The sequence below is a fragment of the Sphingomonas sp. LR60 genome, assembly GCF_036855935.1.
Classification (GTDB): Bacteria; Pseudomonadota; Alphaproteobacteria; order Sphingomonadales; family Sphingomonadaceae; genus Sphingomonas.
The window spans coordinates 559,551-577,574 of record NZ_JASPFK010000001.1; the positions used below are offsets into that span (position 1 = coordinate 559,551).

An 18,024-nucleotide genomic window follows, 5' to 3' on the forward strand; every position below is an offset into this window, starting at 1 on the left:
CGCGGCATGTCGATGCTGTCCGGCCGCTCGCGATGATCCTTGCCACCGGTGCGACCTGGGGCATCTGCGCCGCCGCGACCGCGGGGGTGATCGCGCGGCCGTTCCGCTGGCCGGAGGCGATCTGGGCGGTGGCGGGGGCGGTGGCGCTGCTGTTGTTCGGGCTGGTGACGCCGGGCGACGCGCTGGGCGCGGTGGCGAAGGGTGGCGACGTCTATCTGTTCCTGATCGGCATGATGCTGTTGAGCGAGACCGCGCGCGAGCAGGGATTGTTCGACTGGGTTGCGGCGACCGCGGTCCGCCATGCCAAAGGTGCGCCGACGCGGCTGTTCCTGCTGGTCTATGCGACCGGCGTGGTGACGACCACCTTCCTGTCGAACGACGCGACGGCGGTGGTGCTGACCCCGGCGGTCTATGCCGCGGCGCGCAAGGCCAAGGCCGAGCCGCTGCCGTTGCTGTTCGCCTGCGCGCTGATCGCCAATGCGGCGAGCTTCGTGCTGCCGATCTCGAACCCCGCCAATCTGGTGCTGTACGGGGGCCGGATGCCGCCGCTCGGCGCGTGGTTCGCATCGTTCGCCTTACCGTCGGTGGCGGCGATCGTGGTGACGTTCTTTGCCCTGCGCTACGTCGAGCGCGCGCGGCTGCACGGCACGTGCGAGGCGGCGGTGACACGCGAACCGCTGACCGTGGCCGGCAAGGCGGCGCTGGCCGGGATCGCGGCGACGGCGGTGTTGTTGCTGATCGTCTCGGTGCTCGATCGCCCGCTGGGGTTGCCGACCTGCGTCGCCGGCGTCGCGACGATGCTGGGGGTGGCGGCGCTGGTGCGGCGATCGCCGCTCGCGACGATGCGATCGGTGTCGTGGAGCGTCCTGCCGCTGGTCGCGGGGCTGTTCGTGCTGGTCGAGGCGCTCGATCGCACCGGTGTGATCGCGTGGGTGGCCGAGGGGCTCCGCGGGATGGCGGCGGACCCGGTGCGCGGCGCGGCGTGGAGCGGGACGATCCTCGCCTTCGCGTCGAACCTGATGAACAATCTGCCCGCCGGGCTTGTCGCGAGCACCGCCGTGGCGCAGGCGCAGCCGCCGCGCGTGATCGTCGATGCGCTGCTGATCGGGGTCGATCTGGGGCCAAACCTGTCGATCACCGGGAGCCTCGCGACGATCCTGTGGTTGCAGGCGATCCGGCGCGAGGGCGAGGATGTCGGGTTCTGGCGGTTCCTGAAGGTGGGGGCGGTGACGATGCCGCCGGCGCTGGTCGCGGCGCTGGGGGTGCGGTTGTTAATCGGGTAAGCAAGCTGCCGTTCGTGCTGAGCTTGTCGAAGCACGTGCGTCCGGAACACGCCCTTCGACAAGCTCAGGGCGAACGGGGAATGAGGAACTCCCCACCCCAACCCCTCCCCCGAGGGGAGGGGCTTATTGCGTCAACGATGCGCGGTGCGCAGCTTGGCGACGCCGATGCTGTCCATCATCAGCTCGTATTGCGCAGGCGAGAAACCGGCGCGGAGGAAGCGCTTCAGCTCCTCGGTGGGTATCGTGTAGCCATAGTGCCAGCCGAGCACCGCGATGCGGCGCAGTGCCTCGAGCCGTTCGTCGGCGAGCATCCGGTTGTGCGGCGGCTTGAAGAGCACCGCCAGCGCGGTTGCGATGCGGCCGGGCCGGTCGAGCGACGACACGCGATCCTTGCGCGCCAGTGCGACGATCGACCATTCGAGGGCGCTGAGCCGCGCCGGCTCGTCGGTGGGCAGCGGATCGGCGCAGGGCGTGACGATCGTGGCGGGCAGCGGGGCGGTGGTGACAACCGAGCGATCGTCGTCGAGCATCAGATAGGCCATGGGCGAACTCCTTGGAAACGGACGGGCGCAGCCGTTCCCGACGTCGCAGACGACGGGTGGAAGCGCTGGCAGGTGGCAGTGAAAGAGCAAGCGGGTCGCGCCCGTCAGGACGCGCCGGTACGTACGAAATGACGAGAAACCATGTGGCGGCTCCTGCGGTGGGGAGGAACCTGCCGGCTCCTCATTCCATACCGTGTGGTATATAAACCGTCCGAACGCCCGTCAACGGCTTTGTGTACCGATCGGTAATTTATTTTTTCTCAGGAAGTCGGCCACATCGACAGCGCAATCGTCACCACGCCGTCGAGGTCGTCGCGCGTCGCGCCGGAGGTGGCGAGCACCGCCATCCCCTGCAGGATCGCGTAGAGGTAGAAAGCGAGCCCCTGCGGATCGAGGTCGTGGGGAAGGTCGCCGTCCTGCCGCGCCTGTTCGAAGCGCGCGACCAGCGCGGCGTTCGAGGATTGTCGGCGCTCCATGATGTGCGCCTTGATCGAATCGCCTTCCGCACCGCAGGCGGTGGCGCTGATCACGCCCATGCAGCCCTTGGGATCGCACGTGCTGGTCTGTGCCGCGACCGCGCCGCGCATGAAATGCTCCGCCACCCCGCGGGCGGTCAGCTGCTTCAGCGCTTCGCGGGTATAGGCCAGCTTTTCCGCCTCGTAGCGGTCGAGCGCCTGGTGGAAGAGCTGTTCCTTGTTGCCGAACGCGGCGTAGAGGCTGGGCTTGGTGATGCCCATCGCGGCGGTCAGATCCGCCATCGACGCGCCGTCATAGCCCTTTGCCCAGAACACGCCGAGCGCCGCGGTGAGCGCGGCGTCGGGGCAGAATTCGCGCGGACGCCCACGGGTAGGAGCAGGGGCGTCGGCGGTGATGATCGATTCCATAACGCCCGGTATATAATGATCCCGACCCGCGGCGTCGAGGGGCGCTTGACCGGCCCCCGATGCTCCCCGATACCGAGCGTGTCGATTTGGGAGAGACCGGGTGACGCCCGGCGCCGAAGGAGCAACCGCCCCGGAAACTCTCAGGCAGAAGGACCAGATCGACGACGGACATCTGGAGAGAGGCGCGGGACTTTTCCTCGCGTCCGCCGACGGGATAGCGATCTCAGGCGCAACGGACAGATGGGGCATGGCGACGTCGCTGCGGCGACCGGGGAGAGCACATGCACGTCGACACGACCCACCAGCCGCTCGATCGCTGCGCGACGCGCCCGATCAGCGTGGCCGAATTGTTCACGATCGGCATCGGGCCGTCCAGCTCGCATACCGTCGGGCCGATGCGCGCGGCGTTCGACTTCGCGCAGCGCGCGATCGGGCTGGAGCAGGACGTGGTCGGCGTCCGCTGCGACCTGTACGGCTCGCTGGCGCTGACCGGGCGCGGCCATGCAACCGACACGGCGGCGATCCTCGGACTGGCGGGGTGGGAGCCCGAGCGCGTCGATCCCGATGAAGCGCCCGCGGTGCTGGAGACGATCCGCGAGACCTCGCGATTGCGGCTGGCGGGGGAGCGCACGATCCCGTTCGCGGAGGCGGCGGACCTCGTCTTCCACCCGCGCGACTTCCTGCCCGAACATCCCAACGGCATCAGCTTCACCGCGCGGCTGGCGGACGGGACCGGCTATGCCGAGACCTATTTCTCGATCGGCGGCGGCGCGATCCTGCGCAAGGGCGCGCCGGTCGCGGCGGAGAATGTCGCGGTGCGCCACCCGTTCTCGTCGAGCGCCGAGTTGCTGGCGCTAGGCGATGCGACGGGGCTGACGATCGCGCAACTGGTGCGCGCCAACGAGGAAGCGTGGCGCAGCGGCGCGGAGGCGGACGCGTTCCTCGACGCGGTGCACGCGGCGATGAACGCCTGTATCGATCGCGGGATCGCGCAGGACGGGCTGCTGCCGGGCGGGTTGAAGGTGCGACGGCGCGCGCGTGCGCTGGAGCAGGCGCTGACCGGCAACACGCCGGGTCGAAACCCGGCGGAAGTGTTCGAATGGGTCAGCCTGTGGGCGTTGGCGGTCAACGAGGAGAATGCCGCGGGCGGACGCGTCGTTACCGCACCGACCAATGGCGCCGCGGGGGTGCTGCCGGCGGTGCTGCGCTTCTACGAGACGTTGGTCGCGCAGACCAAGCCCGCGCCGGTGCGGCAGCAGGGCGTGCGCTGCTTCCTCTACACCGCGGCGGCGATCGGGATGCTCTACAAGAAGCGTGCGTCGATCTCGGCGGCCGAGATGGGGTGTCAGGGCGAGGTCGGCGTCGCCTGTTCGATGGCCGCCGGTGCACTGGCGGCGGTGCTGGGGGGCAGCAACCGCCAGATCGAGAATGCCGCCGAGATCGGGATGGAGCATAACCTGGGGCTCACCTGCGACCCGATCGGCGGGCTGGTGCAGATCCCGTGTATCGAGCGCAATACGATGGGCGCGGTCAAGGCGATCAACGCCGCCTATCTGGCGCTGCGCGGCGACGGCAGCCATGTCGTCAGCCTCGACGCGGTGATCGAAACGATGCGCCAGACCGGCGAGGACATGCGCACGCAGTATAAGGAAACCAGCCTCGGCGGACTCGCTGTGAACGTCGTCGAATGCTGATCGGTACGGAGTCGCGCGGACGTGGTTAACTGGTCGTTTACGGGTCAGTGAGTTAGGCGAAGACGGTTGTAGTCGGGGCGACTTCATGCCTAATCCGTGTTTAAGGACCCGAATGCGATCACGACCCGTGCGCGGTCCTGTTCGGGTAAGGCCACCGAACCGGACCGGAGCTGCACGTGAATCCCGACCTGCCTGCCGCCTTGCTCGATTATCTGCGCCCGTCGCGGGTCGCGCTTGCGATCGCGTCGGCGGAGGGCGACAATCATCTGCTGGCGGTCAGCGACCGGTTCTTCGCGCTGACCGGCTACGACCCCGATGAATTGATCGGGCGGAATTGCCGCTTGCTCCAGAAAACGGCCGCCAACGAGGAGCCGCGCGCGCGGTTGCGCGAGTTCCTCGGCAATCCGGCGCAGGAGAATGTCCGCACGCTGATCGTCAACTTCCGCAAGGACGGGACGCCGTTCGTCAACCTGCTGTATATGTCGAGGCTGCGCTCGATGGGCGGCAAGCCCAGCTATATCTTCGCGTCGCAATTCGACGTCAGCCGTTCGCAGCCCGATCTGCTGAGCGATTACGATCAGGAACTCGGGCAGACGCTGCGGCGGATGACCCCGATCGCGAGCGAGGCCGGGATTGTCGTCGAGGGGACGTTGCTGACGATCGCCAACAGCGCGGCGACGGTGGCGCAGGCCAAGATGATGCTGGCCGCACTGGAGTCCGAGGAAAGTGCCTAACGACGGGGCGTCCGACCGGGCGTCTCCCGAGGCCGGACAAGGCGTGCCGGTGGTCGGAATCGGCGCGTCGGCGGGCGGGCTGGAGGCGTTGCGCGAGATGCTCGCCCCCGCGCAACGTCCGACCGGGCTGGCGTTCGTGGTAGTCCAGCACCTCGACCCCAATCACGAGAGCATGTTGGCGGAATTGCTGGACCGCGCGACCAGTTTGCGCGTGTTGCAGAGCGGCGGCGGCGAGCGGATCGAGGCCGATACCGTCTATATCATCCCGCCCGGGCGCGGGCTGGCGATCCGCAACGGCGTGCTGGAACTGACCGACTTCGCGCAACCGCGCGGGATGCGGCGGCCGATCGACGATTTCTTCCAGTCGCTGGCGGGCGACCAGCAAGCGAATGCCGCGTGCGTGATCCTGTCGGGCACCGGCGCCGACGGCACCACCGGGCTGCGCGCGATCAAGGAAAACGGTGGCGTCGGTGTCGTCCAGCAGCCGGAGAGCGCCCGCTACGACGGGATGCCGCTGTCGGCGGTCGGCACCGGGCTGATCGACTTCATCAAGGCGCCGGGCGAGATCCTGAAATGCCTGCAGGCGTTCTTCCAGCGTCGCAATATCGATCCGGGCGAGATGGAGGCCGGGGTCGTCGCGGATCATGTCGACGATCTGTGCCGCGTGCTGCGCACCGCGGTGGGTCACGATTTCTCGGGCTACAAGCGCTCGACGCTGATCCGCCGTGTCGAGCGGCGGATGCACGTGCTGGGGATCAACAACGGGCGAGACTATCTGGCGCGGGTGCGCGGCGATTCAGCCGAATGCTCGGCGCTGTTCCGCGATCTGCTCATCAACGTCACGCGCTTTTTCCGTGATGCCCATGCGTTCGAGACGCTGCGCAAGCAGGTGATCGAGCCGTTGCTGATCGGGCGCACCAACCATGACGATCTGCGCGTCTGGGTGCCCGGCTGCTCGAGCGGCGAGGAAGCCTATACGATCGCGATGCTGTTCGCGGAGGCGGCGCGCAAGGCCGACGTGCCGTTGGCGGTGCAGATCTTCGCGACCGACATCGACGAGCAGATGCTGGCGATCGCGCGCGAGGGTAGCTATCCCGCGGCGGCGTTGGCTGATCTGCCCCCCGAATTGCGGGAGCGTTACACCGTTCCCCATGCCGAGCGGTTCACGATCACGGGCCAGATCCGCGACATGATCCGCTTTTCGAGCCACAGCCTGGTCAAGGACCCGCCCTTCTCGCGCGTCGATCTGGTGTCGTGCCGCAACCTGCTGATCTATTTCGACGACCGATTGCAGCAATCGGTGATGCCGCTGTTCCATTACACGCTGCGTCCCGGTGGGTTCCTGTTCCTGGGACCGTCGGAGAGCATCGGGCGGTTCGAACATCTGTTCACCGTGGTGGACCAGCACGCGCGTCTGTTCGAACGCGCGCCGGGCGCGCCGAGCTATCCGATCGACCTGCCCGGCAGTGCGCGCGCGATCGGTCCGCGGCGGGAGCGCGAGAGCCGCGGCGACTCCGCGTCGCTGACCGCGGAGAGCGTCGCGGTCCGCCGGATCGTGGATCGCTACGCACCGGCCAGCCTGATCGTCGATCAGGACGGCGGCATCATCGCCGCCTATGGCAAGCTGAGCCGCTATCTCGAGTTTCCGGTGACGCGCACCGGCGGGAGCAGCGCGATCAATCTGGCGCGTGCCGGCTTGCGCACCGTGATCGGTCCGCTGCTCCGGCAGGCGCGCGACGAGCGGCGGCGCGTGGTGGCGCGCGATGTGGACGTCGAAACCGATTACGGCATCCAGCCGGTCGAGGTGATCTGCGACCCGCTTGGCGACGGCACTTTGTTGTTCGTGTTCCGCGACAGTGGTGCGTTCCGGCCGTCCGATCAGAATGAGCTGACCGATCTTTCCGCGGGCGGCGACCATCTGGAGGCGATCGAGGACGAGTTGCGGCTGACGCGGCATCGGCTGCGCTCGGCGATCGAGGAACTGGAGACCGCGAACGAGGAGCTGAAAAGCTCCAATGAAGAAATGATGTCGATGAACGAGGAGCTTCAATCGACGAACGAGGAATTGTCGACCGTCAACGACGAGCTGAAGAGCAAGGTCGAACAATTGACGGTCGCGCTGTCCGACCTGCGCAATTTCCACCAGTCGACTGAATTGGCGGTGGTGGTGCTCGACGCCCGGCTGAACGTGCGAACCTATACCGAGGCGGCGGTGTCGATCTTCCCGCTGCAGCCCGCCGACCGCGGACGTCCGCTGAGCGACGTCGCGAGCCGGCTGCGCGGCAGCGAATATATGGAAGATGCGCGCGCGGTGGCGGCCGGCGCCCCCGCGACGCAGCGGCGCGTGACGACCAAGGACGGCGAGCGCGTGCTGTCGCTGCGCGTGCTGCCGTATCGCACCCAGACCGGCGCGGTCGATGGCACGACGCTGGTGCTGACCGACATCACCGAGGCGCTGTCGCTCGAACGGCAGCTCGCCGCGGAACGCGAGCGGCTCGACCTCGCGATCAAGGCGGCCGGGATCGGCGTGTGGGAATATTGCCTCGAAACCGGAGAGGCGGTGCTCGACGCGGTCGAGCGGCAATTGTTCGGTGTCGCCGGCGCGGACGCGGAGCGCGTCGACCCATTGCTCGACCGGATCCACCCCGACGACCGTGGCGCGGTAGAAACCGCGCTGCGGCAAGCCGTCGAGCGCAACGGCGACTATGAGGCGACGTTCCGGCTGCGCCCGACCGATGGCGAGACGCGCTGGGTGAAGGGGTTCGGCCGCGTGATCGCGGGCAGCAACCCGCCGCGGCTGCTGGGCGTGTCGATCGACGTCACGCCGGATTACGCGCTGGCGGAAACGCGCGAGCTGATGCTGCGCGAGATGAACCATCGCGTGAAGAACCTGTTCGCGGTGATCGCGGGGATGATCACGGTCGCGGCGCGCAACCATGACGAGGTACGCTCCTTCTCGAGCGATCTTCGGCATCGCATCGCGGCGCTGGGCGCGGCGCATTCGCTCGCCTCGCCCGCCGGGCAGCCGCAGGCGATCGGGCTGCACGAACTGGTCGAGGCGACGCTCGCGCCGTATCGCGACCATTCGCACATCGTGGTCGAGGGGCCGACCGTCACCCTCAACCGCCAATGCCTGTCGTCGCTGGCGCTGATCCTCCACGAATGGGCGACCAATTCGGTGAAATATGGCGCGCTGTGCTGGCAGGGCGGTGAAGAGGGCAGCACCGGCCTCGCCGTGCGCTGGCGGCTGACCGATCCCGGACTGGCGGTCGACTGGGACGAAATGGGACGCGGCGATCAGGAAGCGAGCGGGGCCCAACGCGGGTTCGGCTCGTTACTGGTCGAGACGAGTGTGCGCCAATTGTCGGGCGAAGTATGGAGCGAGGTAATGGGACGATCGTTTCGACTGCGAATGAAACTACCGGCGAGCGTGCTGGCGCGTGACTGACTTCGCCAGCGGTTACGTCCTGCTGGTCGAGGACGAGTTGTTCATCGCGCTCGATCTTCAGGAGACGATCGAGGAGGCCGGCTTCCGCGTAGTGGGGCCGTGCGCGACCGTGCGGGACGCGGAAGCGGCGATCGAGGCGCATACGGCGGGCTTCGCGGCGGCGGTGCTCGACGTCCGGCTGGCGGACGGGCCGGTGTTCCCGGCGGCGGACCGGCTGAGTGCGGCGGGGGTGCCGCTGCTGTTCCATTCGGGCCATGCCGACGATGTCGCGCTTCGGCAGCGGTATCCCGGTTCGGTGGTGTGTCCGAAACCGAGCGCGCCGAGTGCGCTGGCGGCCGCGCTACTGGGTTGCGCGGCGGGGCGTCGGGCGGCGTAGCACCGGATGGTGCGCGTGACGAAGACCCGGGACTTCGGTGGAGGTTCTGGCAGACGGAAGGAGGGAAGCTGGCTCCCCTCCTTGCCGCGATTTACTTCCCGCGCAGCGTGTTGAGCAGCGCGAGGCCGATCACACCGCCGACGGCGGCGGCGGCGAAGGGACGCTCGTTCATGAAACGGCGCGCCTGATCGATCAGCGGGCGGACGCTGTCCTTGGCTTCACCATAGGTCTTCTGGACGGTGCCCTCGGCGCGGTCGGCCGAGCCCTCGGCGCGCAGCTTGTCGTCGCCGAATGCCTTGCCGAGGCCTTCCTTGAGCTTGCCGCCCAGATCGGTGGTCGTGCCGGTCAGCGTGTCGCTGTTCATCGAACGTCTCCTTGTTGGGTTCGCGGGGCATAACCGGGATCAAGGGCGGTTCGTTCCGTGCGCGACCTACGCCGTCGCGAGCTTTGCCTCCGCCGCTTCGCGGAGATGCGCCTCCAGTTCGGCGGCGCGGTGGTGCGCGGTGTGTGCGGCGAGCACGCGGGCACGCCCGGCGGCGCCGATCGCGTCGAGATCGGGGCGGGCGAGCGCCGCCTCGACATCGTCGCTGGTGTCGGCCAGCAGGATTTCGCGGTCGGGCGTCAGCAATTCGTCGATGCCCGGCCAGCGATCCGAGACGATCGGCGTGCCGCAGGCGGTCGCCTCGAACAGCCGCACCGAGGGCGACCAGCCCGCGGCGATCATGTCGGCGCGGGTGACGTTGAGCGTCGCGCGGCTCGCCGAGTAGAAATCGGCGTGGTCGGCAGGCGCGAGATGCTCGATCCGCGCGACATTGGCTGGCCAGTCGATCGTCTCGGGATATTGCGGGCCCGCGACGACGAAGCTTTTGTCCGGATGCCGACGCGCGGGCTCGATCAGCAGCCGTTCGAGCGTCGGCTGGCGATCGTCGCTGTAGGTGCCGAGATACGACAGGTCCCAGCGTTTGTCGGCGCCGGTCGGCTGGTAACGATCGGCGTCGACCGAGCAATAGAGCGCGCGCGCGGCGGGGCTCTTGTAGCGTTCCTCGATCGACCGCAGCGTCGGGCCGCCGGTGAACGAGCAATAGATGTCATAGCCGGGGATCACCTCGGGCGAGACGTAATCGCACGCGCCGCGCGCCAGCTTGGCGAGCGTGACCGGCGTGTCGATGTCGTAGAAGGTCGTCACGCCGCGCGCCCATTGCTGGACCAGACGGCCGACCTCGATCCCGTCGGGGACGTATGAGCCGACCATCACCGCATCGGCCTGCTCGATCGCGGTGCGCCAGTCCGCCATCGCGGCGAGGCCGTCGTAGAGTTCGAGCCGGCAATAATCGGGCGCGGGTTCGTCGCGGTGCGCGGCATACCAGGGCATGTCGCGTTCGAGGAACAGCACGTCGTGACCGCGCGCGGCGAAGGCGCGGAGCAGGGCGCGGAAGGTGGTGGCGTGGCCGTTGCCCCAGCTGGAGCTGAGCGAGAGGCCGAGGACGACGAGCTTCATCACGCGGCCTCGCGCTGGCGGGCGGCGTGCGCCTTGAAGAGCGTATCGACCTGCGCCCCGCGCAGATCATAGGTGTGCTCGGCGAGGACCCGCTTGAGCGCGGCCTGACCGATCGCCTGCGCGCGCTCGGTGGTGAGTGCGGCAAGATGGTCGGCGACGTCCTGTCCGTCACGCGCGACCAGCACTTCGCGATCGGGGATGAGGAACAGCTCGATCCCCTCCCACGCATCGGTGATGAGACAGGCGGCGGCGCCTGCGGCCTCGAACACGCGGGTGGCGGGCGAGAAACCGATGTGCGCCATCGAATCGCGCGCGACGTTGAGGATCGCGCGCGGCGTGCAGTTGAAGGCGTTATGCTCGGCGGTGAAGACATGGCCGCGGTGGCGGACGTTGCCGGGCATCGCCTTCGTATCCCAGCCATTGCCACCGATCAGGAAGCTCTGCTTCGGGAGCAGGGCGGCGGGGCGGAGGAAGAATTCCTCGACGCGCGCCTCGCGATCCGGAAGGCGATTGCCGAGGAAGGCGAGGTCGCACGCGAAGCGCTCGTCGGCTGGCACCGGGTGGTGGGTCTGCGGATCGAGCGCATTGTAGACAGGGATACATTCCGCCGCGCCGAAGCCGCGATAGGCGTTCACGACCGGATCGCCGCCGCCATAGGTGAGTACCATGTCGAGATGCGGCAGCGCGGCGGTGACCGGATGATCGGGGTCGGCGCGCATCTCGTCGAGTGTCGCGGCGGCATCGACGTCCCAGAAGATCTTGAGCGCGTCGGGGCGGGCGTGCGCGATGATGCCTTCGAGCAATTCGCGATCGAAGACCCCGACGCCGTTCGCCTTGACGACGATATCGGCGTGCGCGGCTTCGGCCAGCACCTCGCGGAGCGCATCGTGCGTCGCGGGATAGACGACGACCTTGGCATAGGCGGGCGGGTCGATGTCGCGATGCTGTTGCCGCTCGAAGGCGTCGGGTTCGTAGAAGGTGATGTCATAGCCGCGCTCGCCGAGCGCGCGCAGGATGCCGCGATAATAGGTCGCGGCGCCGTTCCAATAGGAGGACAGCAGGCTGGACCCGTAGAAGGCGATCTTCACGCTGGGATGCTCCGTGACAGCGAGGGGGCGTCGAGGCCGGCGAGGATCGCCAGCAATTCGTCGACGCGGTGCGCGCAGGTGTGGCGCGCGCGGATGGTTTCGAGCCCGGCGGCGGCGAGCGAGGCCCGCAGGTCGGCATCGTCGCGCAGGTCGCGGAGGATGTGCGTCATCTCGTCGGGCGTTTGCGCGAACAGGAAGTCGGTGCCGGGGCGGAAGAGGTGTTCGGCGTCGTCCCACGGCGCGCTGGCGAGCGGCAGGCCGCACGCCAATGCCTCGAAGACGCGGATCGTCGGGATGCCGGGCAGGATCGTCGTGTAATAGCGCCGCGGCACATGGACGGTCGCGAGCGCACGCGCGAACAGTGCGGGCGCGGCGGCGTTGGGCGCCCAGCCGTGATAGCGCGCGCCATATGCCGCGAGCATCGCCTTGCCCGCGTCGGGATAGCGGACCCCATAGATGTCGAGCGGCAGCCCGGCGTCGCGCGCCGGGGCGAGCAGATAATTCTCGATCTCGGCGGTGCGCTCGCCGTCGCCCCAATTGCCGATCCAGACGATGCCGTCGCGATCCTCGCCTTCAACGGGGAAGAAGCGGCGCGTGTCGGCGGCTTCGTGCCACGTCCACACACGATCGCCCCAGCCCCACTCGCGATAGACGCGCGACAGCGCCTCGCCGAACGCGAGCACGCCGTCATAGCTGTCGAGATCATAGGCGCGCATCTCCTCGGGCGCGCTGACCGCGCGGTGATGCGTGTCGTGGAACAGCAGGGTGAAGTGCGCGCCGCCGCGGCGCAGTTTGCCGAGTGCGGCGACCAGATCGTGCGCGTTCCATTCGTGGACGATCACCACGTCGGCCTTGTCGACCAGTTCGGCGAGGTCGGCGTCGGGCGCGAAGGTCTGCGACGACAGTTCGGGATAGGCGGTGCGATACGCGTCGAGCCCGGCCTCGCCGTTGTCGGCGAGCAGGTTCTCGAGGCTCCATGCACCGGCGGGTTCGTAGACGCGCACGTCATGGCCGCGGGCGATCAGCTCCGAAAGCACGCCGCGCAGGAAATGCGCGTTGCCGTGGTTCCAGCACGAGGCGAGGCTGTGGGTGAAATAGACCAGCTTCATGCCGCGACCCGCTCGCCGGTGGCGGTCGCGTGGTCGAGAAGCGCGGCCATCGTGCGCGCGGTCTGTTCGGGCGTGTAGTCGAGCGCGCGGGCGCGGGCGAGCGCGCCACGCGAGACGCGCAGGTCGGTGTCGGCGGCGAGGTCGGCGATCGCGCGAGAAAAGCCCTCGGCATCGTCGGCGGCGACGAAGGTCGCGACCCCGTCCCACAATTCGCGGAAGGTCGGGATGTCGGACAGGACCAGCGCGCAGCCGGTCAGCGCCGCCTCGAGCACCGCGAGCCCGAACGGCTCGTAATGAGCGGCGGAGGCGAAGATCGGGCGGGTCGACAGCGCGGCGGCGATCGCGGCGTCGCTGATCCGGCCGAGCGGTTCGAGATGGTGGAACTTGTGATGCTCGCCATGCGGCCCGCGCGCCGGACCCGCGGCGCGGAACGGCAACGGCAGCAGGGCGGCGGCGCAATCGAGCGTCGCGATGTTCTTGCCGCGATCCCACAGCCGACCGGCGGTGAACGCGCCTGCGAAAAGCGCACCGGTCGCGGCCGGCAGCGTGCGGCCGTTGTGGATCGCGCGCGGCGCGACCGGGAGCGCGTAGAGCCGCTGGATGGTCGCGGCGAAGGCGCGGGTCGGGCAGACGATCGCGTCGGCACGCGCCAGACCGCGCGCGACCAGCTCGGTCTGCCAAACCAGGTCGGCGGGGAGCGGGCCGTGCTCGACCGCCTCCCACCAGCTCGCGACGCAGCTATGGACGACCGCGACGACCGGCATCGCGAAATCGGCGATCGCGAGCGCGGGCTGGTTGAGCTGGACGACGTCGACCGCGCGTGCAGCGGCGAGCGCGGCGATCGCATCGGCGGCCACCGCCACCGCCTGCGCATCCTCGGCGAGCCAATCGAGCGGGAGGCGCGTGTCGATCAGCGAGACGCCCGCCGCTTCGGCCTGCGCCTGATGCGCGGTCGAGGGCGCGGGGCCGAGTGTGGCGAGATCGACCGACCAGCCGGCGCGGACCAGATCGGCGGAAAGCTGGATCGCATATTGCCAGACGCCACCGACCGCGTCGGCGGTCATCAACAGCCGTTCCGTCACGCAGCGACCTCGATCGCCGGTGCATCGGTCGTCATCGGAGCGACGGCATGTTCGCGCTGCAGCCAGTCGGCGAGCGCACCGACGCCCTCGCGCCAGTCGCGGCGTTCGGGCAAGGCCAGCGTCGCGGCGGCGGCGCGCGCGTCGGCAACGAAATAGCGCTGGTCGCCCGCACGCCAGCCCGAATATCGCACGTCGACCGGGCGGCCGGTCAGCGTCGCGATATGCGCGAGCAACTGGCGGAGACTGACTGCGTTTTCGGGGCCGCCGCCGAGGTTGAAGGCGCGCCCGGCGACATCGTCGATCCGCTGCCACGCGGCGAGATAGGCGTTCACCGCATCGCGGACATCGAGAACGTCGCGGACCTGATGCCCGTCACCGTACAGGGTGATCGGCTCGCCGCCGAGCGCGCGGATCAGGAAATGCGCGACCCAGCCCTGGTCTTCGGTGCCCATCTGGCGCTGGCCGTAGATGCAGCTCATCCGGAAGACGCAGGTCTTCAACCCGAAGCTGCGCGCATAATCGAGGACATATTGGTCGGCTGCCCCCTTCGACACACCGTACGGCGTGTGGAAGTCGAGCGGTCGCGCCTCGCCAATCCCATGCGCGCGGACGTGCGGGTCGACGGGATGATAGGCGTCGTCCTCCAGCACGAAATCGAGATCAGCGAGGTCGCCATATACTTTGTTCGTGGAGGCGAAGATCAGCGGCACGTCGGGCGCGCGGGTGCGGATCGCTTCGAGCAACTGGAAGGTGGCGGTGATGTTGGTGGTGAAATCGTCGGCGGGATCGTCGAGGCTGGTGGTCACCGCCACCTGCGCGGCGAAGTGGAACACCGCCGCCGCGCCCGCGACCTCATCGGCGAGCCGCGCGGTGTCGCGGACATCGGCATGGACGAAGCGGATGCGGTCGCCGTGGCGTTCGCGCAGCCACGCCAGATTGCGCTCGACCCCGGCACGGGCGAGCGCGTCGTAGACGACTACGTCATGTCCTTCGCCGGCAAGCCGATCGGCGAGGTTCGAGCCGATGAAGCCGGCGCCGCCGGTAACCAGCACCGGCCCCCTCATGCGACCAGCCCGCGGCGCTCGAGCTCGGCGCGCATCGTCGCGACCTTGTCCTCGGCGGTCTGTTCGGCGACCCACTCGGCCAGTTCGGCGAGCCCGGCGGTGAAATCCTGGGTCGCGCGGAAGTCGAGCCGTTCCTGCGCCAGCGTCGTGTCGCAGAAGCAATGGCGGATGTCCCCGATCCGCGCCTTGCCGACGATCTCGGGCGCCAGATCGTTCTTGCCCATCGCCTTGGCCAGCTCGGTCGCGACTTCGGTCACCGAGCGGTCATGCCCCGACCCGATGTTGAACGTGCCACCGACCGCCTGCGGGAGGAACAAGGCGTCGGCGAAGCCGCGCGCCACGTCGCTGACATGGACGAAGTCGCGGCGCTGTTCGCCGTCCTCGAAGATCATCGGCTTTTGCCCGTTGAGCAACCGCGACGCGAAGATCGCGAGCACGCCGGTGTACGGGTTGGAGAGCGCCTGGCCGGGGCCGTAGACGTTGAAGAGCCGCAGGCACACGCCCTCGATCCCATAAGGCGCGGCCATGATGTGCGTGGTGCGTTCCTGCACATATTTGTTGAGCGCATAGATCGAGGCGAGGTTCGGCTGCTTCCATTCGGGCGTTGCGACCGGGGTCAGCGGGCGGCCTTGCGCGTCGACCGGTTCCCAATTGGTCAGCCCGTCGCGCAGCCCCTTGCGCTCCGCGTCCTGCACCATGTTGCCGTCGGCGTCGCGGTACAGCCCTTCGCCATAGATCGACATCGACGAGGCGGTGACGACGCGACGGACCGGCTTGTCGATCAGTTTCTCGAAGAGAACGGCGGTGCCGACGTCGTTGGTCGAAGTATAGCGTTCGACTTCGTACATCGACTGGCCGACGCCGACTTCGGCGGCGAGGTGGATGACGCTGTCGACGCCGTCGAGCGCCTTGCTGACGACATCGCCGTTGCGCACGTCGCCGCGGATCAGCTCGACCGCGTCGTTGAGGAGCGGCGGGCGCTCGCAATCGCCGTGGACCTGCTCGATCAGGCTGTCGAGGACCCGCACTTCATGGCCGCGTGCCAGCAGTTCATCGGCAACGAAACGTCCGATGAAGCCGGCCCCGCCGGTGATGAGAATGGTTTCCACGAATATTCCTCCCGCCCCGCAATTGATCTCAATCAATGACACGCACGCGCATTGCTGGTTGATTGCGGGAGAAGAACATCTTCTACTTAGCTTGGTTCCCTAAGTTATTGCGGTAGCGTAATTTTCATAGACTTTGCGACTGAATTGATTCAAATCAATCCGGTATGGCCAGAAGTGTTTTGCTTGCCCGGCATGGGCATCATGAAGAAGTCGGCCGCGTGCTGAGCGGTCGTTCCAATATTTCGCTCGATCGCCAAGGGCGGGCGGAGGCCGGAGCGCTCGCACGACTGGTCGCGCCGCGCGGCGTGACGCGGATCGTCAGCAGCCCGTGCGCACGAACCCGCGAGACGGCGGCGGTGGCGGCGGAAGCGCTGGGATTGCCGGTGGCGGTCGAGACGGCGCTGGACGAGGTGGATTTCGGCGACTTCACCGGGCGCGCGTTCGCAACGCTGGACGGTGATCCGGAGTGGCAGCGGTGGAATGCCGAACGCGGCTCGGCGCGCTGCCCCGGGGCGAGACGATGGGCGAAGCGGTGGCGCGCGCGGTCGGCTTCGTCGCGGGGTGCGGGGAGGGCGTGACGTTATGCGTCTCGCACTGCGACATCATCCGCGGGGTGGTGGCGCATTATCTCGGACTGCCGCTGGAGCGGATCTTCTCGCTGGGGTGCGATCCGGGGTCGGTCACGACCTTGGCGCTGGAGGGCGAGGGGGCGATGGTGGTGGCGTTGAACGAGCGGGGACGCTGATACGTCAGCGGTGTGGCCGGGGCGGGCCCAGAGATCGACCGGTGCCTCAATTCAACGCCGCGTAGCTCTTTTCTTCGATCAGGTCCGATTCCAGCGCGACGTTGATCGCGCGTTTCAGCGCCGCGCGCTCGTCGTTCTTGACGTAGACTGCGCGCGCCAGCCGGATGAACTCGCCGCCGAAGCTGCGCGCGGCTTCCTCGCGGCGGATCGCGTCCTCGATCTCCCACAGATCCTCGTTGACCGACTTCAGCCGCGCATAGAGCGGCGCAACACCGTCCTGACCCAACACGCCCGCACCGATCCGCGACAGCAGCGAATGTTCGTGCGCGACATTGGCGCGCGCATCGGCGCGATCGATGCGGTGCTGCTTGATTTCGAGGATCGTGATCTTGTCGAGCAACTCACCCCAGGACACGGGCACGGACGGGCTGGGAAGGCTGGCCATGGTCTTCTCCTTGAATCATGTCGAGATCGCGCGCGATCGTGGCGAGGGGCGTGTGCCAGTCGCCGGCGGTCGGCTGCGCGTAGAGGCGAGTGTGCGGATACCAGGCGCTGTCGCGACGTGCGGGGTCCCAGCGCCAGTCGGGCGTGGCCTTGAGCAGCAGCCAGGTCGGCCGCCCGAGCGCGCCAGCGAGATGCGCGATCATCGTGTCGACCGTGATGACCAACGCGCAGCCCGCGACCAGCGCGGCAGTCGCGGCCAGATCGAACGGGCAGCCTTCCGGGTTGATGACGGCGAGGGTGGTCGGCGCGCTCACCAGCGACAAGCACCGATGCCGCGACGCGATCGGTTCGAGCAGGGCGGGCGGCACCCAACGTTCGGTGTCCCAGTCGCCCGCCTGCCAGCATAGCCCAACCGTGTCCTCGGGAAGCGCGGCGGGCGTGGTGCTCAGATACGGCGCGGGGCCGTCACGCGGCGTGCAGCGGAGTGCCGCGCAAAGCTCGGTAATCTCGATATCGCACTCCGCCGGCGGCAGCGGGCGCGCATCGTCGAAGGCAGCGAGCGATACGTTGGGGAAGCGCAGCAAAACGTGGAGCCGCGTGGGTGCCTCGACCGTCACCGAGCGTGCGCGCTGCGCCAGCACCGGGAGGAAGCGCGCGAATTGGAGTGTGTCGCCGAGACCGTGATAGCAGCGCACCAGCACATCGCGATCGTCGATCGCGCGACCATCCCACACCCAGCGTCGATGATAGGGGAGCGACGGATCGTCGCGGGTCGAGGGGTCGCGCCCCGCGAGCACTGCCCGTTCGATCGCCCAGGCGTCTTCGTAGCGCTCCTCGCGCATCGCCCGGGGCCAGCCGTGATCGCTCATGCCGCCGCAAACGCGGCAAGCCCCCGCGACGGTTCCGAACTATTAAATTGAGCCA

General features: G+C 68.3%; 16 protein-coding genes, 1 pseudogene and 1 riboswitch. Of the genes and pseudogenes, 6 read left to right on the top strand and 11 right to left on the bottom strand.

The annotated features are described in order from the left end of the window. The first annotated feature begins 32 nt into the window (after positions 1-32). On the top strand, positions 33-1,283 hold the full coding sequence (locus tag QP166_RS02650) for an arsenic transporter (RefSeq protein ID WP_333914499.1): 1,251 nt from the start codon (positions 33-35) through the stop codon (positions 1,281-1,283). 131 nt (positions 1,284-1,414) lie between these two features. Here the strand turns inward: QP166_RS02650 and QP166_RS02655 are convergent, their stop codons facing one another. Together QP166_RS02655 and QP166_RS02660 are read right to left on the bottom strand one after the other, a co-directional pair. Next, a complete protein-coding gene (locus QP166_RS02655; protein ID WP_333914500.1) occupies positions 1,415-1,825 on the bottom strand; it encodes a hypothetical protein in 411 nt (136 codons plus the stop codon). Between the two features lie 260 nt (positions 1,826-2,085). After that, positions 2,086-2,709 (bottom strand): TetR/AcrR family transcriptional regulator, encoded by a 624-nt coding sequence (locus QP166_RS02660; protein WP_333914501.1) that lies wholly within the window; start codon positions 2,707-2,709, stop codon positions 2,086-2,088. 77 nt (positions 2,710-2,786) lie between these two features. Beyond that, a riboswitch (glycine riboswitch) is annotated at positions 2,787-2,875 on the top strand. Positions 2,876-2,990: 115 nt separating this feature from the next. Here QP166_RS02660 and QP166_RS02665 point away from each other — a divergent pair. From QP166_RS02665 to QP166_RS02680, 4 genes are all read left to right on the top strand, one after another. After that, complete coding sequence (locus QP166_RS02665) at positions 2,991-4,403, top strand: L-serine ammonia-lyase (protein WP_333914502.1); 1,413 nt, start codon at positions 2,991-2,993, stop codon at positions 4,401-4,403. A gap of 176 nt (positions 4,404-4,579) precedes the next feature. Further along, entirely contained in the window at positions 4,580-5,137 is a 558-nt protein-coding gene (locus QP166_RS02670) for a PAS domain-containing protein (RefSeq protein ID WP_333914503.1), read from the top strand. Continuing rightward, entirely contained in the window at positions 5,130-8,585 is a 3,456-nt protein-coding gene (locus tag QP166_RS02675; protein WP_333914504.1) for a CheR family methyltransferase, read from the top strand. The genes QP166_RS02670 and QP166_RS02675 overlap by 8 nt, the downstream gene beginning before the upstream one ends. Beyond that, positions 8,578-8,961: a response regulator gene (locus QP166_RS02680; RefSeq protein WP_333914505.1), complete on the top strand. Its 384-nt coding sequence runs from the start codon at positions 8,578-8,580 to the stop codon at positions 8,959-8,961. Before QP166_RS02675 ends, QP166_RS02680 begins: the two co-directional genes overlap by 8 nt. Before the next feature lie 91 nt (positions 8,962-9,052). On the opposite strand, the gene QP166_RS02685 is transcribed toward QP166_RS02680, so the two are convergent. The 7 genes from QP166_RS02685 to QP166_RS02715 form a co-directional block, all read right to left on the bottom strand. After that, positions 9,053-9,325, bottom strand: a complete 273-nt coding sequence (locus tag QP166_RS02685; protein ID WP_184033366.1) for a CsbD family protein — start codon at positions 9,323-9,325, stop codon at positions 9,053-9,055. 66 nt (positions 9,326-9,391) lie between these two features. Then, positions 9,392-10,459 carry a CgeB family protein gene (locus QP166_RS02690; RefSeq protein ID WP_333914506.1) on the bottom strand — a complete coding sequence of 356 codons (1,068 nt, stop codon included), beginning with the start codon at positions 10,457-10,459 and terminating at the stop codon, positions 9,392-9,394. Then, the gene (locus QP166_RS02695; protein WP_333914507.1) at positions 10,459-11,547 is read right to left on the bottom strand and encodes a CgeB family protein; all 1,089 of its coding nucleotides are present in this window, start codon (positions 11,545-11,547) and stop codon (positions 10,459-10,461) included. The genes QP166_RS02690 and QP166_RS02695 overlap by 1 nt, the downstream gene beginning before the upstream one ends. Next, complete coding sequence (locus QP166_RS02700) at positions 11,544-12,656, bottom strand: CgeB family protein (protein WP_333914508.1); 1,113 nt, start codon at positions 12,654-12,656, stop codon at positions 11,544-11,546. Before QP166_RS02700 ends, QP166_RS02695 begins: the two co-directional genes overlap by 4 nt. Further along, positions 12,653-13,738, bottom strand: a complete 1,086-nt coding sequence (locus QP166_RS02705; protein WP_333914509.1) for a glycosyltransferase family 4 protein — start codon at positions 13,736-13,738, stop codon at positions 12,653-12,655. The genes QP166_RS02700 and QP166_RS02705 overlap by 4 nt, the downstream gene beginning before the upstream one ends. Further along, complete coding sequence (locus tag QP166_RS02710; RefSeq protein ID WP_333914510.1) at positions 13,735-14,802, bottom strand: SDR family NAD(P)-dependent oxidoreductase; 1,068 nt, start codon at positions 14,800-14,802, stop codon at positions 13,735-13,737. The genes QP166_RS02705 and QP166_RS02710 overlap by 4 nt, the downstream gene beginning before the upstream one ends. Further along, positions 14,799-15,911, bottom strand: a complete 1,113-nt coding sequence (locus QP166_RS02715) for an NAD-dependent epimerase/dehydratase family protein (RefSeq protein ID WP_333914511.1) — start codon at positions 15,909-15,911, stop codon at positions 14,799-14,801. Before QP166_RS02715 ends, QP166_RS02710 begins: the two co-directional genes overlap by 4 nt. Positions 15,912-16,075: 164 nt before the next feature. Between QP166_RS02715 and QP166_RS02720 the strand changes: the two are divergent. Continuing rightward, positions 16,076-16,656: pseudogene (locus QP166_RS02720) on the top strand (histidine phosphatase family protein). Between the two features lie 46 nt (positions 16,657-16,702). Here the strand turns inward: QP166_RS02720 and QP166_RS02725 are convergent. Together QP166_RS02725 and QP166_RS02730 are read right to left on the bottom strand one after the other, a co-directional pair. Beyond that, positions 16,703-17,101 (bottom strand): DUF6165 family protein, encoded by a 399-nt coding sequence (locus QP166_RS02725; RefSeq protein WP_333914512.1) that lies wholly within the window; start codon positions 17,099-17,101, stop codon positions 16,703-16,705. Continuing rightward, entirely contained in the window at positions 17,058-17,969 is a 912-nt protein-coding gene (locus QP166_RS02730) for a glycosyltransferase family 9 protein (RefSeq protein WP_333914513.1), read from the bottom strand. Before QP166_RS02730 ends, QP166_RS02725 begins: the two co-directional genes overlap by 44 nt. Positions 17,970-18,024: the final 55 nt, after the last annotated feature.

Bases quoted from the DNA above. Each gene is read 5' to 3' on its own strand.
- QP166_RS02650 (WP_333914499.1), top strand. From the start codon at position 33: ATGATCCTTGCCACCGGTGCGACCTGGGGCATCTGCGCCGCCGCGACC.
- QP166_RS02725 (WP_333914512.1), bottom strand. From the start codon at position 17,101: ATGGCCAGCCTTCCCAGCCCGTCCGTGCCCGTGTCCTGGGGTGAGTTG.
- QP166_RS02700 (WP_333914508.1), bottom strand. From the start codon at position 12,656: ATGAAGCTGGTCTATTTCACCCACAGCCTCGCCTCGTGCTGGAACCAC.
- QP166_RS02710 (WP_333914510.1), bottom strand. From the start codon at position 14,802: ATGAGGGGGCCGGTGCTGGTTACCGGCGGCGCCGGCTTCATCGGCTCG.
- QP166_RS02665 (WP_333914502.1), top strand. From the start codon at position 2,991: ATGCACGTCGACACGACCCACCAGCCGCTCGATCGCTGCGCGACGCGC.
- QP166_RS02730 (WP_333914513.1), bottom strand. From the start codon at position 17,969: ATGAGCGATCACGGCTGGCCCCGGGCGATGCGCGAGGAGCGCTACGAA.
- QP166_RS02690 (WP_333914506.1), bottom strand. From the start codon at position 10,459: ATGAAGCTCGTCGTCCTCGGCCTCTCGCTCAGCTCCAGCTGGGGCAAC.
- QP166_RS02685 (WP_184033366.1), bottom strand. From the start codon at position 9,325: ATGAACAGCGACACGCTGACCGGCACGACCACCGATCTGGGCGGCAAG.
- QP166_RS02660 (WP_333914501.1), bottom strand. From the start codon at position 2,709: ATGGAATCGATCATCACCGCCGACGCCCCTGCTCCTACCCGTGGGCGT.
- QP166_RS02655 (WP_333914500.1), bottom strand. From the start codon at position 1,825: ATGGCCTATCTGATGCTCGACGACGATCGCTCGGTTGTCACCACCGCC.